This is a genomic window from Veillonella ratti, assembly GCF_003992115.1.
Classification (GTDB): domain Bacteria; phylum Bacillota; class Negativicutes; order Veillonellales; family Veillonellaceae; genus Veillonella_A; species Veillonella_A ratti.
In genome coordinates this window covers 86,724-101,493 of the sequence record NZ_RQUX01000003.1, presented here as the reverse complement: position 1 = coordinate 101,493, position 14,770 = coordinate 86,724, and the positions used below count along the sequence as shown (strand labels likewise).

General features: G+C 43.7%; 12 protein-coding genes and 1 riboswitch. All 12 genes read left to right on the top strand.

The genetic code is table 11. The features are described 5' to 3' along the window. The 12 genes from rpoZ (at nt 1) to pknB (ending at nt 14,765) form a co-directional block, all read left to right on the top strand. Complete coding sequence (gene rpoZ, locus EO124_RS02190; protein WP_127058152.1) at nt 1–213, top strand: DNA-directed RNA polymerase subunit omega; 213 nt, start codon at nt 1–3, stop codon at nt 211–213. 29 nt (nt 214–242) lie between these two features. Continuing rightward, complete coding sequence (gene coaBC / locus EO124_RS02185) at nt 243–1,424, top strand: bifunctional phosphopantothenoylcysteine decarboxylase/phosphopantothenate--cysteine ligase CoaBC (RefSeq protein WP_127058151.1); 1,182 nt, start codon at nt 243–245, stop codon at nt 1,422–1,424. 59 nt (nt 1,425–1,483) lie between these two features. Further along, nucleotides 1,484–1,582, top strand: a riboswitch (SAM riboswitch). Nucleotides 1,583–1,636: 54 nt separating this feature from the next. Continuing rightward, a complete protein-coding gene (gene metK, locus EO124_RS02180) occupies nt 1,637–2,827 on the top strand; it encodes a methionine adenosyltransferase (protein WP_021841791.1) in 1,191 nt (396 codons plus the stop codon). A gap of 363 nt (nt 2,828–3,190) precedes the next feature. Next, on the top strand, nt 3,191–4,867 hold the full coding sequence (locus tag EO124_RS02175; RefSeq protein ID WP_127058150.1) for a malolactic enzyme: 1,677 nt from the start codon (nt 3,191–3,193) through the stop codon (nt 4,865–4,867). Between the two features lie 191 nt (nt 4,868–5,058). Then, nucleotides 5,059–7,239, top strand: coding sequence for a replication restart helicase PriA (gene priA, locus EO124_RS02170; RefSeq protein WP_127058149.1), 2,181 nt, complete (start codon nt 5,059–5,061; stop codon nt 7,237–7,239). A gap of 11 nt (nt 7,240–7,250) precedes the next feature. Then, nucleotides 7,251–7,775 (top strand): peptide deformylase, encoded by a 525-nt coding sequence (gene def, locus EO124_RS02165; RefSeq protein WP_127058148.1) that lies wholly within the window; start codon nt 7,251–7,253, stop codon nt 7,773–7,775. A 9-nt stretch (nt 7,776–7,784) separates the two neighbouring features. After that, nucleotides 7,785–8,750, top strand: coding sequence for a methionyl-tRNA formyltransferase (gene fmt, locus EO124_RS02160; RefSeq protein WP_127058147.1), 966 nt, complete (start codon nt 7,785–7,787; stop codon nt 8,748–8,750). Beyond that, the gene (locus EO124_RS02155; protein ID WP_127058146.1) at nt 8,743–9,525 is read left to right on the top strand and encodes a DUF116 domain-containing protein; all 783 of its coding nucleotides are present in this window, start codon (nt 8,743–8,745) and stop codon (nt 9,523–9,525) included. The genes fmt and EO124_RS02155 overlap by 8 nt, the downstream gene beginning before the upstream one ends. Continuing rightward, nucleotides 9,518–10,867 carry a 16S rRNA (cytosine(967)-C(5))-methyltransferase RsmB gene (gene rsmB, locus EO124_RS02150; protein ID WP_127058145.1) on the top strand — a complete coding sequence of 450 codons (1,350 nt, stop codon included), beginning with the start codon at nt 9,518–9,520 and terminating at the stop codon, nt 10,865–10,867. Before EO124_RS02155 ends, rsmB begins: the two co-directional genes overlap by 8 nt. 182 nt (nt 10,868–11,049) lie before the next feature. Beyond that, complete coding sequence (gene rlmN, locus EO124_RS02145) at nt 11,050–12,090, top strand: dual-specificity RNA methyltransferase RlmN (protein WP_127058144.1); 1,041 nt, start codon at nt 11,050–11,052, stop codon at nt 12,088–12,090. 26 nt (nt 12,091–12,116) lie between these two features. After that, the gene (locus EO124_RS02140; protein ID WP_127058143.1) at nt 12,117–12,818 is read left to right on the top strand and encodes a Stp1/IreP family PP2C-type Ser/Thr phosphatase; all 702 of its coding nucleotides are present in this window, start codon (nt 12,117–12,119) and stop codon (nt 12,816–12,818) included. 15 nt (nt 12,819–12,833) lie between these two features. Next, nucleotides 12,834–14,765 (top strand): Stk1 family PASTA domain-containing Ser/Thr kinase, encoded by a 1,932-nt coding sequence (gene pknB, locus EO124_RS02135; RefSeq protein ID WP_127058142.1) that lies wholly within the window; start codon nt 12,834–12,836, stop codon nt 14,763–14,765. The last annotated feature ends 5 nt before the right edge of the window (nt 14,766–14,770 follow it).

The window sequence follows — 14,770 nt, the reverse complement described above, 5'->3', positions numbered from 1 at the left end:
ATGATGGTAAAACCTTTATTAAAAGACTTGGAAAAACATGTAGACAGTAAATACACTTTGGTTACTTTGGCAGCGAAACGTGCTCGTGAGCTTACCGATGGTGACCATGCTTTAGTATCCGGTCTCGACACAGATAAACCGGTATCGGTAGCATTACATGAAATTGCGGAAGATAAAATCGGTTTTACACGTACCAAAGACGGTATTAAATAATTAAATTTTAATTCCAACAGGGGCAGAGGATGAAAAATAAACACATAATTGTAGGCGTATCGGGCGGTATTGCTGCCTATAAAGCTGTAGAGGTGGTTAGCCGCTTACGTAAATTGGGAGCGGAAGTTAAAGTCGTTATGACAGAAAATGCCACCAAGTTTGTATCACCTATGACTTTCGGCGAAATCAGCGGCCATCCGGTGGCTGTTAAAATGTTTGAAGATGTACATGATTGGAATGTGGAGCATATTTCATTAGCTCGATGGGCCGATGCCTATTTAGTGGCACCGGCTACGGCTAATGTGCTTGGCAAAATGGCAGCCGGAATTGCTGATGATATGTTGACTACGCAGCTATTGGCTACCGAAGTGCCTATTTTCTTATGTCCGGCGATGAATACTAATATGTATGAAAACCCGATTACACAGCGTAATATGAATACCTTACGGGAGTTGGGGATGCATATTTTGGAAGCCGACAGCGGTCACTTGGCTTGCGGTATAGTCGGCAAGGGCCGTTTACCGGAACCGGCGAAAATTGTGGAATGGTTATCCTTCCATATGATGAAAAGTGATTTACTGGAAGGTAAAACTGTTATTGTTACGGCCGGCGGTACGCAGGAAGCCATCGATCCGGTCCGCTATATCGGCAATCGTTCCAGCGGTAAAATGGGTTATGCCGTTGCGGAACAGGCCGCGTTGGCAGGCGCACGGACTATATTGGTTGCCGCACCAAGTTGTTTACCTGTACCATATGGCGTAGAGTACGTACCTGTTGACTCAGCACGTGATATGGAAGAAGCCGTTAACAGTCGTTATGAAAACTGTGATGCCGTAATTATGGCGGCAGCTGTAGCGGATTTCCGCGTGGAGAACATGGCAGATACCAAAATCAAGAAAATGGATACCTTAGAGCTTAAACTCGTTAAGAATCCGGATATCTTGAAAGGTCTAGGTGCGAATAAAACTCATCAAAAACTTATCGGCTTTGCAGCGGAAACACAAAATGTCATCGAGTACGGCAAATCAAAGGTAATTAACAAAAATCTTGATATGCTCGTAGCTAATGATGTAAGCAAACAAAATGCAGGCTTTAACGTTGATACCAATGAAGTTACTTTTATTTATCCGGGTGGTCAAATTATGCAATTACCACTTATGACAAAAAGTGATGTCGCTAAGCGAATTATTTCAGCCTTGGCAGAATTGTAATTCCATAGTATAATGAATCAGTGATATAAACTATCACAATTAAATTAATAGTAATTTTTGTCTCATCAAGAGTAGTGGAGGGAAAGGCCCTGTGAAGCTACAGCAACCATTCATGTGAAAAGGTGCTAAGTCCAACGGTATATGCCGAAAGATGGGGTTATATTCCTCATCGCTTGGCTGATGAGGAATTTTTTTATGGAGGTAAAGGGTAAATGGCTGAAAAACATGTATTTTTCACATCTGAATCCGTAACGGAAGGTCATCCTGATAAAATCGCTGACCAAATTTCAGACGCCGTACTTGATGCGATTATTGCTCAAGATCCAACGGCACATGTAGCATGTGAAACACTTGTAACAACAGGTCAAGTTCATGTAGTGGGTGAAATTTCCACTAACTGTTATGTAGATATTAATCATATTGTTCGTGAAACGATTCGCGAAATCGGGTACACTCGTGCTAAATACGGTTTTGACTGCGATACTTGCGGCGTTAATGTAGCTATTGACGAACAATCTGCCGATATCGCTATGGGTGTAGACGATGCGTTGGAAACCCGTGAAGGCGGCGCAGATAAATTTGATAAAATCGGTGCCGGTGACCAAGGGATGATGTTCGGTTATGCAACTAACGAAACTGAAGAATTCATGCCAATGCCGATTGCTCTTGCACATCGCTTATCCCGTCAATTGACTAAAGTTCGTAAAGACGGTACTTTGCCTTACCTTCGTCCGGACGGTAAAACTCAGGTAACTGTTGAATACGTTGACGGCGTGCCTAAACGTATTGAAACCATCGTAATTTCCACGCAGCACGGTCCTGAAGTATCCCGTGAACAAATCGAAGCTGACCTTAAAGAATTGGTTATCAAACCGGTATTACCGGAAGGTTTTGTTGATGAAAATACTAAATTCTTCATCAACCCAACCGGTCGTTTCGTAATCGGTGGCCCGCAAGGCGACGCCGGCTTAACAGGTCGTAAGATTATCGTTGATACTTACGGCGGTATGGCTCGTCACGGCGGCGGTGCATTCTCCGGTAAGGATCCTACAAAAGTTGACCGTAGTGCGGCTTATGCAGCTCGTTATGTAGCTAAAAACATCGTAGCAGCCGGTCTTGCCGATAAATGTGAAATTCAGATTGCTTATGCTATCGGCGTAGCTAAACCTGTATCCATCATGGTAGAAACTTTCGGTACCGGTAAAATCTCCGAACAGCAAATCGGCGAACTCGTTAAGAAACATTTTGACCTTCGTCCGGCCGGCATTATTGAAATGCTTGATTTGCTCCGTCCAATCTATCATCAGACGGCAGCTTACGGTCACTTCGGTCGTACCGATGTTGATTTGCCTTGGGAACACACTGATAAAGCTGATGTTCTTCGCAAAGAAGCGGGTTTATAATTAAATAATCTGAAATTAAACAGAGTAAGTTTTAAATGGCTTACATTTTAACAAGCTGAGTTTAATTTTAAATCTATAGAGCAGAGATTGTATCTTCGATATGGTCTCTGCTTTTTTGATAGATATTATTACTTACTCTGCTGGTTGTTTTTTATTCAATTTGTGAAATTGTTTTCATTATTAAAAAGGTGTTTGACCATGATAGTAATACTTATTGTATAATTAAAGAAGAGAAGTTTGAATATATCGATATAGCATATTTTGATACTGAATTAGTTTATCAATTATCGGCGTTCATAATACCCTGATAACGTATGTATTTTTTTATTTTTGAATTAGCGGTAATTCAGAAGGAGGATTTATATGAAAAATGCATATGATATTATTAATGACCCTTTTTTGAATAAGGGAACGGCATTCACTGCTGAAGAACGTGAACTGTTTAAGTTGAAGGGTATGATTCCCGACAAAATTCAGACCATTGAAGAGCAGGCAGATCAGGCATATAAAGCTATGTCTATGAAAACTAACGATGTGGATAAACGCCATTTCCTAATGAAGGTGTTTAGCCATAACCGTACCTTGTTCTACTATTTGTTCAGTCAGCATGTTGAAGAGTTTTTGCCGATTGTGTATGACCCATGTATTGCCGATACGATTCGTAATTACAGCGAATATTATACGACGCCGCAGAATTCCGCCTTTTTATCGATTGATAACCCGGAAAATATGGAAGACGCTTTAAAAAATGCGGCTTATGGCCGTGATATTAATTTAATTGTCGTAACCGATGCGGAAGCTATTTTAGGTATCGGTGATTGGGGCCTTAACGGCGTTGCCATTTCTATCGGTAAACTGATGGTGTATACGGTGGCCGCCGGTTTGGATCCGCAGCGTGTATTGCCGGTTGTGCTCGATGTGGGGACCAATCGTCAAGAACTATTGGATGATCCGCTATATTTGGGCAATAAACATAAACGTGTGAGCGGTGAACCGTACTATAAATTTGTAGATCAATTCGTTCAGACTGTTGAAAAATTATTTCCTAATTTATATCTTCATTTCGAAGACTTCGGTCGTGATAATGCAGCCAATATTTTGAATACCTACAAAGATAAATATCCCGTTTTTAACGATGATATTGAAGGAACCGGTATTATTTCTTTAGCCGGTATTTTAGGTGGTTTAAAAATTTCCGGTGAAGAATTAAAAGACCAAGTGTACATGTGCTTCGGTGCCGGTACGGCCGGTTGCGGTATTGCTAATCGCGTTTTACAAGAATATGTGGACCAAGGGGTATCGCGTGAAGAGGCTATCAAGAAATTCTACTTGGTAGATAAACAGGGCCTTTTATTCGACGATATGGATGATTTAACACCGGAACAAAAACCGTTTGCTCGCAAACGCAGCGAATTGGAAGATAATGAGTATGTTAAAGCGTCTTTAGGCGGCGATACGAAGAAATTAACGACCCTTGAAGACTGTGTGAAAGCCATTCATCCGACAATTTTGGTAGGCACCTCCACGAAGAGCGGCGCCTTCAGTGAAGCTATTGTTAAAGAAATGGCGGCGCATACGGCACGTCCGATTATCTTCCCGTTGAGTAATCCAACGGAACTGGCGGAAGCAACGGCGGAGCAGCTCATTACCTGGACTGACGGCAAAGCCTTGGTTGCAACGGGGATTCCGGCTAAACCGGTTTCTTATAATGGTGTTACGTATGACATTGGTCAGGCTAATAATGCTTTGATTTATCCGGGACTTGGTCTTGGGGCGATTGCGGCAGGGGCAAAATTATTGACGGACCAAATGATTTCCAAAGCGGCGCATTCCTTGGGTGGTATCATTGACGTGACGAAACCGGGGGCGGCTACGATTCCGCCGGTATCAAAACTTACGGAATTCTCTGAAACGATTGCTATTGCTGTAGCTAATGAAGCTGTAGCTCAGAACGTGGCAACGATTTCCAAAGAAGAAGTACCGAGTGCCGTGAAGTCCATTAAGTGGATTCCTGAGTATAAAGATTTAACGAAAGAATAATTAAATAATTGCCTGAAAAAGGCAAAGTAAATTCCCTCTGCGAGCGACTTATTCATTAACGAAGTTCGGGGAGGGAATTTTTTAGAGTCCACACTCAAAATACGCATTATTTGTATTCGAATTGACCTGTCTATTATTTAAAAATATCGAAAAAAATGGTATAATAAAAAATACTGCAAAGGAGGGATAGCATGCGTGTAGCAGAGGTTATTATCAATCGACCGGCTAAAAAAATGAATAGTCCGTTCAGCTATGCCGTGCCGGAACATTTAGGCACGATTATGCCGGGCACACGTGTAGCTGTCCCTTTGGGGCGTACTCGTGAAGAAGGAATTCTTATCGGCTATCGTGAGCTGGAAGAAATACCGTCGTATCAAATTAAACCTATCCAAGCAGTATTGGATAAGGAACCATGGTTTACGCCGGAAATGCTGGCTACGGCGAAGCGCTTAAGTGAGTATTATCTTTGTGCGTTGTCCGAAGCTCTCAGTTTATTTACAATCGATAAAAAGCAATTAAAAAGCTATGAACGGCCAAAGGAACAATGGTTACTGGTTGAACCTTGGTTTAAGCCGGAACATATTCCGTCGAAGCGCAAACGTCAAAGGGAACTCGGCTTTTATTTACAGGAATTGGGTACCGCATCAGTTCATAGTCTACAAAAAGACGGATTTACTTTACCCGTTATAAAACAGGTTATGACCTATGAAGGGATTACCGTAGAAGAACGGTACAGTAAGACAAAGACGAAGTTTGATACCCGTCAAGCCAAGGATTTGCCATTAACGGACGAACAATTACGCTGCTATGAGCCCATTCAAAAAGCGGTGCTAGCAAGTGAAGCTGGTACATTCTTGCTTCATGGCGTAACGAGCAGCGGTAAAACGCAAATTTATATGAAGGCTGCTAAGGATTGTTTGACTAAAGATAAAATTGCCATCGTGTTAGTGCCGGAAATTATGCTGACCAATCAGATTGTAAAGCGTTTCGTGGATACTTTCGGCGATGAAGTAGTTGTTTTTCACAGTAAGCTTACCATCAGCGAACGGTATAATAATTGGGAGCGCTTACGACGTAAGGACAGCCATATTATTATCGGTGCCAGGTCCGCCGTGTTTGCTCCCACTGATGATATCGGTTTAATCATCGTGGACGAAGAACATGATACTTCGTACAAGCAGGAAGACATGGTGCGTTACCATGCACGCATGGTAGCCCGTTGGCGTGCCGAAGCTAATAGTTGTCCCCTCATTTTGGGGTCCGCTACGCCATCGATTGAATCGTACTACTTGGCAAAACAGGGGCAATATACCTTGCTGGAATTGAAACATCGAATTTTTCATCAGCCCTTGCCTAAAGTACAGATTATTGACATGAAGGAAGAAATGGTTTACGGTAATTATTCTGTTTTTTCCGGTGCTATGAGTCATTTAATTCGCCAGACCTTAGCTAATAAAGAGCAAATGATTATCCTTTTAAATCGTCGCGGTTTTAGTACTTTTGTCATGTGTCGCGATTGCGGTGAACCCATCAAATGTCCTCACTGCGATATTGCCATGGTGTACCATCGTGAAGGTGAAGAACTGCGTTGTCATTACTGTGAACATCATGAACCGGTACCTAAGGTTTGTCCCCATTGCGGCAGTCATAAGATTAAATTCTTCGGCTCCGGCACGCAGAAGGTGGAAGAGGAATTGCAACGCAATTTCCGAGGTGCCCGTATAGCTCGGCTCGATCAAGATGTGACAGCTAAAAAAGGCAATGGCGAACAGATTTTAAATGACTTTGGTGAAGGTCGTTATGATATTTTGCTGGGCACGCAAATGGTGGCCAAAGGGCATGATTTTAAAGGGGTAACCGCAGTGGGGGTTTTAACGGCCGATTCGGTACTGAATATTCCTTTATACAGCGCATCGGAACGGACGTTTGACTTACTTACGCAGGTGGCGGGACGAGCCGGGCGCAGTACCGGTAAAGGTCAAGTTGTAATTCAGACCTATAATCCCTTACATTATGCTATAATAAAGAGTAAGGCTCATGACTATGTGGGTTTTTACGAAGAAGAAATAAAAGCTCGTGAACTACTGGGGTATCCGCCATTAGGTTTTATGATGCATTTTCGCATTCAACATAAAGAGGAAGCGAAAGCCATGGACATAGCGGAGCGTATAGTAGCGGCGCTGGAACCGTTTGCCGTACCGGGGGAACTGGATGTCATGGGGCCCTATCAGGAAGGCATTAAAAAGGTGCGCGATTTATATCGCGTAGCGATTATGGTGCGGGGTAATCATTTAGAGAAAATAAAAGAATATATATATACATCGTGGATTTTTACACAAGAGGGACTGCAAATTGACGTGGATCCCGTTTAATAGGAGGCAATATGGTATTAGAAATTATTAAAGCAGGTCATCCTGTCTTGAAACAGGTAGCAGAGCCTGTAGATTTTGTAAATAAAAAAATGCGCCAGCTCTTAGACGATATGGCGGAAACTATGCGTGTGTCCGACGGTGTCGGTTTGGCGGCGCCACAGGTTAATGTGTCGAAACGTATTATCGTAGTTGATGACGGTACGGGCTTGCAGGAATTCATCAATCCTGTAATCGTTAAAGGCGATGGGGAACAGATTGGCCTTGAAGGTTGCTTAAGTGTGCCCGGTTATTTTGGTGACGTAAAGCGCTATCAAGACATTGAAGTTCATTATATCGACCGTCATAACAAGAAGAAAAAATTGAAAGCGGAAGGTTTCTTAGCGCGTATTATTCAGCATGAAATCGACCATTTAGACGGTATTTTATTTATTGAAAAAGTCGAAGCTGCATATCGTGTAAAAGAGGAAGCGGCTGAGGTTATGGAGGAAGCGGCAGCGGATGCAAAAAAATCCGCCGGTGAAGCAGTAGAGGTTTAGGAGGTTTTCATGAATTCATTACGAGTTGTATTTATGGGGACACCGGACTTTGCCGTACCTACTTTGCAGGCTTTAATTGATGGCCCTAATGAAGTAGTTGGCGTTTTTTGCCAACCGGATAAACAAAAGGGACGCGGTAAAAAAGTTCAAATGCCACCTGTCAAAGAGTGTGCGCTAGCGGCCGACGTAGTGGTTTATCAGCCTAATACTTTGCGTGATGAAGCGGCACAAACCCTATTGGAGTCATTGGCGCCTGATATTATCGTCGTAGTAGCGTATGGTAAAATTTTACCGCCATGGCTCATTCGTTTGCCAAAATACGGTTGTATCAATGTGCATGCGTCTTTGTTACCTAAGTATCGCGGAGCGGCACCGATTCATTGGGCCATTTTAAACGGTGATACCGAAACGGGTGTGACTATTATGCAAATGGATGACGGACTCGATACGGGCGATATTTTGGATGTTGTGAAAACCGACATTAAAGACGGGGAAACGACGGGCGAATTATTTGACCGTTTGGCCGTTATGGGCGGTGAAGTCATTAATGACATCTTAAGCAAAGCACAGGCCGGTGAATTACAGCCGGTGAAACAAGATGACGCTAAAGCTACTCATACTACGAAAATTACCAAAGAGATGGGAGCTATCGATTGGCAAAATAGTGCCGATGTATTAGCTAATCAGATTCGCGGCCTTAATCCGGCACCGGGCTGTTTTACCTTTTTAGACGGCAAGCGGTTAAAAGTGTGGCAAGCTGAAGCGCTGACAACGGATGATATGAAGCAGCATAATTTATCGGCCGGTCAAAAAGCCGGTACTATTTTGGCAGTGAACGAACAGGATTTTGTAGTAGCTGCCGGTGAGGGAGCAGTGAGAGTGTTGGAAGTTCAGCCGGATAATAAGAAACGCATGTCGGCTGGCGATTTTTGTCGTGGTCACCAAGTAAAGGCAGGACTCATTTTCAATGCGTAATCAAGAACAGCAGGCTCACCCCGTTTTGGGGCGTTATCCTTTATATTTTAAATTAACCTTCGCCGTGTTTGCCGGCATTACCCTTGTTTGGGCGGCCTTGGCATATTTGCTGTGGCCCGGCTTACATCGCTTAGGTTTACCTATTGCCTATGGGGTGGAAACACTCCTTGCCATATTCCCGCTATTATGCTGGATAATGTGGGGCAGTATGCTCCTGGCATCAACGAATCACTGGCGGATTCATCCTATATGGCTCCGCATCAGCAATCGCTGGCTCTATGCATTTTTCCCTTTGGTCCTCCTGGCCGGTAAAGTGGTGGGAGCATCCAAGGATAAGGTGAGTCAGTCTTTGATTGATTTGATTAATCATTTGGTTGAGTTAAATTTGTACAAAGTACCGGCGGATCGTTTGCTTTTGTTAACACCTCATTGTTTGCAAAAAAGCGACTGTGTACACAAAGTAACGACTGATGTACATAACTGTAAACGTTGCGGCCGGTGTCAGGTCGGCACCTTACTGGATATTGCCGATACTTACGGTTGTAAGTTCGTGGTTGTAACCGGTGGTACCTTGGCGCGTTTGATGATCAAAAACATTCGGCCGAAAGCTATTGTTGCCATCGCCTGTGAACGGGATTTGGTAAGCGGCATGAATGATGTATTTCCGATTTCCGTAGTAGGCGTTCTGAATGAACGACCTTGCGGACCTTGCTGTAATACGCGGGTTGATACGGGTCGAATTAAAGAAGTGGTGGAGAAATTAATCAATGGATAAAGGAACAGCACAAGTTAATATACGCCGTTTGGCGGTGCAAGCTTTATTGCAGATTAATCGCGACGGCGCCTATGCTAATATCGTACTTCAGCAGATGCTGGGCGATAATAAATTAAGTGATGTAGACCGTCGTTTTTTCACGGAACTCGTCTACGGCGTCGTACGACGTCGCAATTATTTAGATGCCATTATTATGGCACTCGCTAAACGTCCGTTACGCAAATTATCCTCGATTGTAGTGGAAATTTTGCGCTTAGGGCTCTATCAGCTTATTTACATGGATAAAGTACCGGACAGTGCCGCCGTCAATGAAAGTGTTAAACTGGCTAAAAAAATGGCTCGCGGCCTCGATGGCTTTGTGAACGGCGTGCTTCGTAATTTCATTCGCAATCGCGATAGCTACAGCATTGACGAGCTTGCCAAAAATGATATAGAGCGCATGGCGTTCATTTACAATCAGCCGACCTGGTTATTGGAACATTGGCTCAAGACGTATGGCGAAGAAGAAACTATTGGGCTTTGTACTTGGTTTAACGAACGACCGAAGTTGACGGCCCGCATCAATACTTTGAAAGCCTCTGTGGCTGACGGTATGGCGGCTTTTGAAAAAGCCGGTTGGCAGGCAGAACCTACCGGGAAATTGCCGGAAGCGGTCCATATTACACGTCATACAGGTTCACTGGAAAGTGCGCCCCTTGTAAAAGACGGCTTAATTACGTTTACCGATGAAGCGTCTATGGCGGTAGCGTATGTGGTAGATCCGCAGCCGGGTGAAAACGTTCTCGATTGTTGTGCGGCACCGGGTGGTAAAACCATGCATTTAGCGGCGCGTATGGCCAATCAAGGCCATATTACGGCGGATGATATTCATGAGCATAAATTAGGGCTTATGGCGGCTAATGCGAAGCGGTTAGGTGTAACAATTGCAGATTTTAACTTGCAAGATGCTACCCAAATGCCGGAAACGTGGTACAATCAGTTTGACAGGGTACTGGTGGATGCACCCTGCTCGGGACTTGGTATTTTACAACGTAAACTTGACATGCGTTGGCACAAAACACCGGAGTCCTTGACAGAACTTCCTAAATTGCAAAAGCAGATTATTGCCGAGGCAGCCAAAACGGTAAAACCGGGCGGTGTCCTCGTGTATTCTACTTGTACGATTAACAAGGGGGAAAACGAAGCAGTAGTGGAGAATTTCCTGAAAACGCATGCTGATTTTACGTTAGAAGATGCGTCTTCATTCTTACCTTTTGAGGCTGAGGGACCGATGGTTACCTTATGGCCGCATCGTGATGAAATGGATGGATTCTTTATTGCACGACTTCGTAAAGCTTTATAAAAATTTTACGTGAAATTTATAGTTTTTAAAGGAGTTTAGTGGCTAAATAGCCAATATATATTAGATACGGGTATTTTGATTTGTATCTGAATACCGCTATTGACTTCTATCCATCCTGTAAATTATTAACATATGATTTTCAAAGTATTTGATTATGATTTTCATAGAATAAGGATATAACTATGATAGAACTATTGGGTAAGAACCTAACCGAATTGCAGGCTGTTATAACAGAGGCAAAATTTCCTCGTTTCAGAGCCAAGCAAATAATGGATTACATATATAAACGCTACGTATTCGACTTTGCGGATATGCAACAATTACCGGGCGAGTTACGAGCGTGGCTTGGTGCCAATTGTGCTATCTCCGTGCCGAAAATCGTAACGGAGAAGACAACACCTGACGGCCAAACTAAGAAGCTCTTGCTTGAACTGGCAGACGGTAATCGTGTGGAAACGGTATTGATGAAACAGCAGTACGGTAATTCCGTGTGTGTATCTTCACAAGTGGGGTGCGCCATGGGTTGCGTTTTCTGTGCATCGACTACCGACGGTTTGTATCGCAATTTAGAAACTCACGAAATTGTGGCGCAAGTCTTATTGTTCGGTGCCCTTTTAAAAGAACGGATTCATTCCATCGTTGTGATGGGCGCCGGTGAACCGCTTCAAAATTATACGAATACAATCAATGCACTTCGCCTTTTGCATGAAAAAGAAGCGTTTGATATCGGCTATCGTCGCATGACATTATCTACATGTGGCGTAGTAGAAAATATTTATCTCTTAGCCGATGAAGGTATTCCGATTACATTGGCATTGAGCCTTCACGCCCCGAATGATAAGATTCGTCGTGAAATAATGCCGATTGGCGCACACTATAATTTAGCAGATGTGTTGGCGGCGGTTAAGACGTATTATGAAAAAACGGATCGCCGTGTAACCTTTGAATATATTTTAATTGACGGCATTAACTCATCTATTGAGAATGCTCACGAATTGGGAGCTTTGGTAAAATCCTTCCCAAATTGTAATGTCAATTTAATTCCGGTTAACGGAAATGAACATATTAAATTGTTTAAACCTTCGCGCCGTCAAACGGAAGCTTTTAGAAATATTGTGGCTTCCTACGGAGTATCCGTAACGGTTCGCAAAGAAATGGGCGATGCCATTCAAGCTGCTTGCGGTCAGTTGAAAATTCAACAGGCCAACAAAGAAAGCGAGTAATCGGTATCACAGGTAAAGGAGGCCCTATGAAGAGTATAGGCATGAGTAAAATCGGTTTGGTGCGTCAACGCAACGAAGACCGTTTTTACATTGGAGAATCCTTTTGTATTGTCACTGACGGTATGGGTGGCTACAAAGGCGGTGAAATTGCCAGCACTATGGTAGTTGACACACTGGCTTGCGATATACAGAATTGGCAGGAAGTTTCGGTTGAGGCATTGCGTCAGTCCGTAGCTAAAGCCAATACAGCTGTATATGAAAGAGTTAAAGCAACACCGTCCTTGGAGGGCATGGGCACAACTGCAGTTGTTGCTTATGTTAAGGATAGCGATTTATATTGGGCCAATGTAGGGGATAGCCGTCTATATGTATTTCATGAGGACCGACTTATTCAAATCAGTACAGATCACTCCATGGTTCAGGCGCTCTATGAAGCAGGTGAATTAAAGGCGGATGATATGTTGCAACATCCACAACGCAATGTGCTGACACGGGCAGTTGGTGTGTCGCCTGTTGTAGAAATTGATGCAGGCGTACAAAAAGTAGTGCCCGGCGATAGAATACTTTTATGCTCTGACGGTCTCACCGGTTATATTGAACAAGCCGTAATTGAAGCGGCCTTTCGGAATGAACCGAAAGATGAACGCTTGATTGAAGATTTAATGGACTTGGTATATGATCAAGGGGCTCGCGATAATGTAACCATAGTTATTGGTACTATAGGCTAAGAACGAGGTGAGAACATGAAAGAGAAGGCAACTAAATTACAAGGGTTAATCCTTGATAATCGCTATAAAATAATATCTAAGATTGGCGTTGGCGGCATGGCTGATGTTTTCAAAGGCGAAGACACGCTATTAGGTCGTCCCGTGGCTGTAAAAATATTACATTCAAACTTTGCCGGTGATGATGATTTCGTAGCCCGTTTTAAGCGCGAAGCACAAGCGGCCGGTAAATTAAGTCATCCCAATATCGTAAGCATGTATGATGTTGGTTTTGACCAAGGCTATCACTATATAGTGATGGAATATATTGAAGGGGAAACCTTAAAAGAATATATTACCCGTCATGAACGTATATCCATTGATAATGCGGTAAAATTTACCATTGCTATCGCTGAAGGACTCGAACACGCCCATGCAATGGGGATTGTGCATTGTGATATAAAACCTCATAATGTGCTGATTACTAAACAGGGGCGCATTAAGGTAACCGACTTCGGCATTGCTCGCGCCATGAATGCCGGTACTACCATGATGTATACGAACTCTATTATGGGGTCCGCTCATTACTTGTCGCCGGAACAAGCCAGCGGTAAACCGGTTAACGGCAGTACCGATATTTATTCTTTGGGCGCTGTGCTGTATGAAATGTTAACCGGGCGCGTTCCTTATGAAGGGGAAACGCCAATCAGTGTGGCTTTGAAGCATGTACGGGAACGTTTAATCCCGCCGACTCGTTATAATCCGAGTATTCCGACTTTGTTGGAAGCGGCGGTCATTAAGGCCTTAGCGAAACGACCGGAAGACCGGTTTAGCAATATTACGGAAATGATAGCCGCGTTACGTATGTCACAAGGCTTTGTGAACAGTAACAGCGGCCGACGGGCACCTCATGATTTTGGCACCCAGGTGTTGACACCGGTACCGGAAACATCCTATGGTGAAACCGATGATGACGATGAAGTATATTATGGCGGTGAACCGACGCAAGAAGGTTGGATGGCTAAACTGAGCCGCTTGCCGCAGAAATATATTTTATTGGGTGCCTTTATCGTCTTCTTATTAGCTTTCGTGTGGGCCTTCTTAAGCTTTGGTAACTTCTGGAGTAATGCCACTGTAGATGTGCCGAATGTGGTAGGCAAACAAGTAACGGTAGCTAAACATATTCTGGAAGATAATCATTTGCGTGTTTCGGTAAGTGAAGTATCTAATCCGGATGTACCGGCAGGTCAGGTTATTTCACAGAGCCCGGAAGCGAATGAACAGGTTAAGGAACAACGTACGGTTCATCTCGTTGTAAGTAAGGGCGTTGGCGATATTACGATGCCTGACATTACGGGTATGACAATCGACCAGGCTCGTTCACGACTCAAGAACTTAGGCCTCGTGATCGGCAAGATTTCCGCAGGTACTGATGACAGTAAAGAAGATGGTGTTATTTTGATGCAATCGCCTCCGGGAGATTCCAAAGTAACTAAAGGCGCTACCGTAGACGTAACGGTAAATCGTGTGAAGAGTAAAAAAGTAGAATTACCTAATTTAGTAGGTATGACTGTTAAAGATGCCAAAGACGCATTAGCTTCCTTAGGTCTTAATGCAGCAATTAGCGGCGCCGGTGATGACACCGCGGTAATTACGCAGCAAAGTCCGGAAGCGGGAAGCTCGCTGGATGCCAATACATCCGTTGCGTTGACGGCGGAAGCTAAAAAAGCGGCACCGGCTGCTAATACGTCAAACAGTAATGTCACGAAAGGTACGGTAGATATTACGGTACCGTCCGGTAAAGCTAATCAGGCCGTTCGCATTGTGGTTAGTGATGACAGTGGTTCCCGTACCGTATTTGACGGCAATGCACAACCGGGCGAACGTATTGTTAAAGATGTATCCGGCACGGGCCACGTACAGATTCAAGTATATTTGAACGGTGCTTTAGTACAAGATCAAACATTATAGGAGGA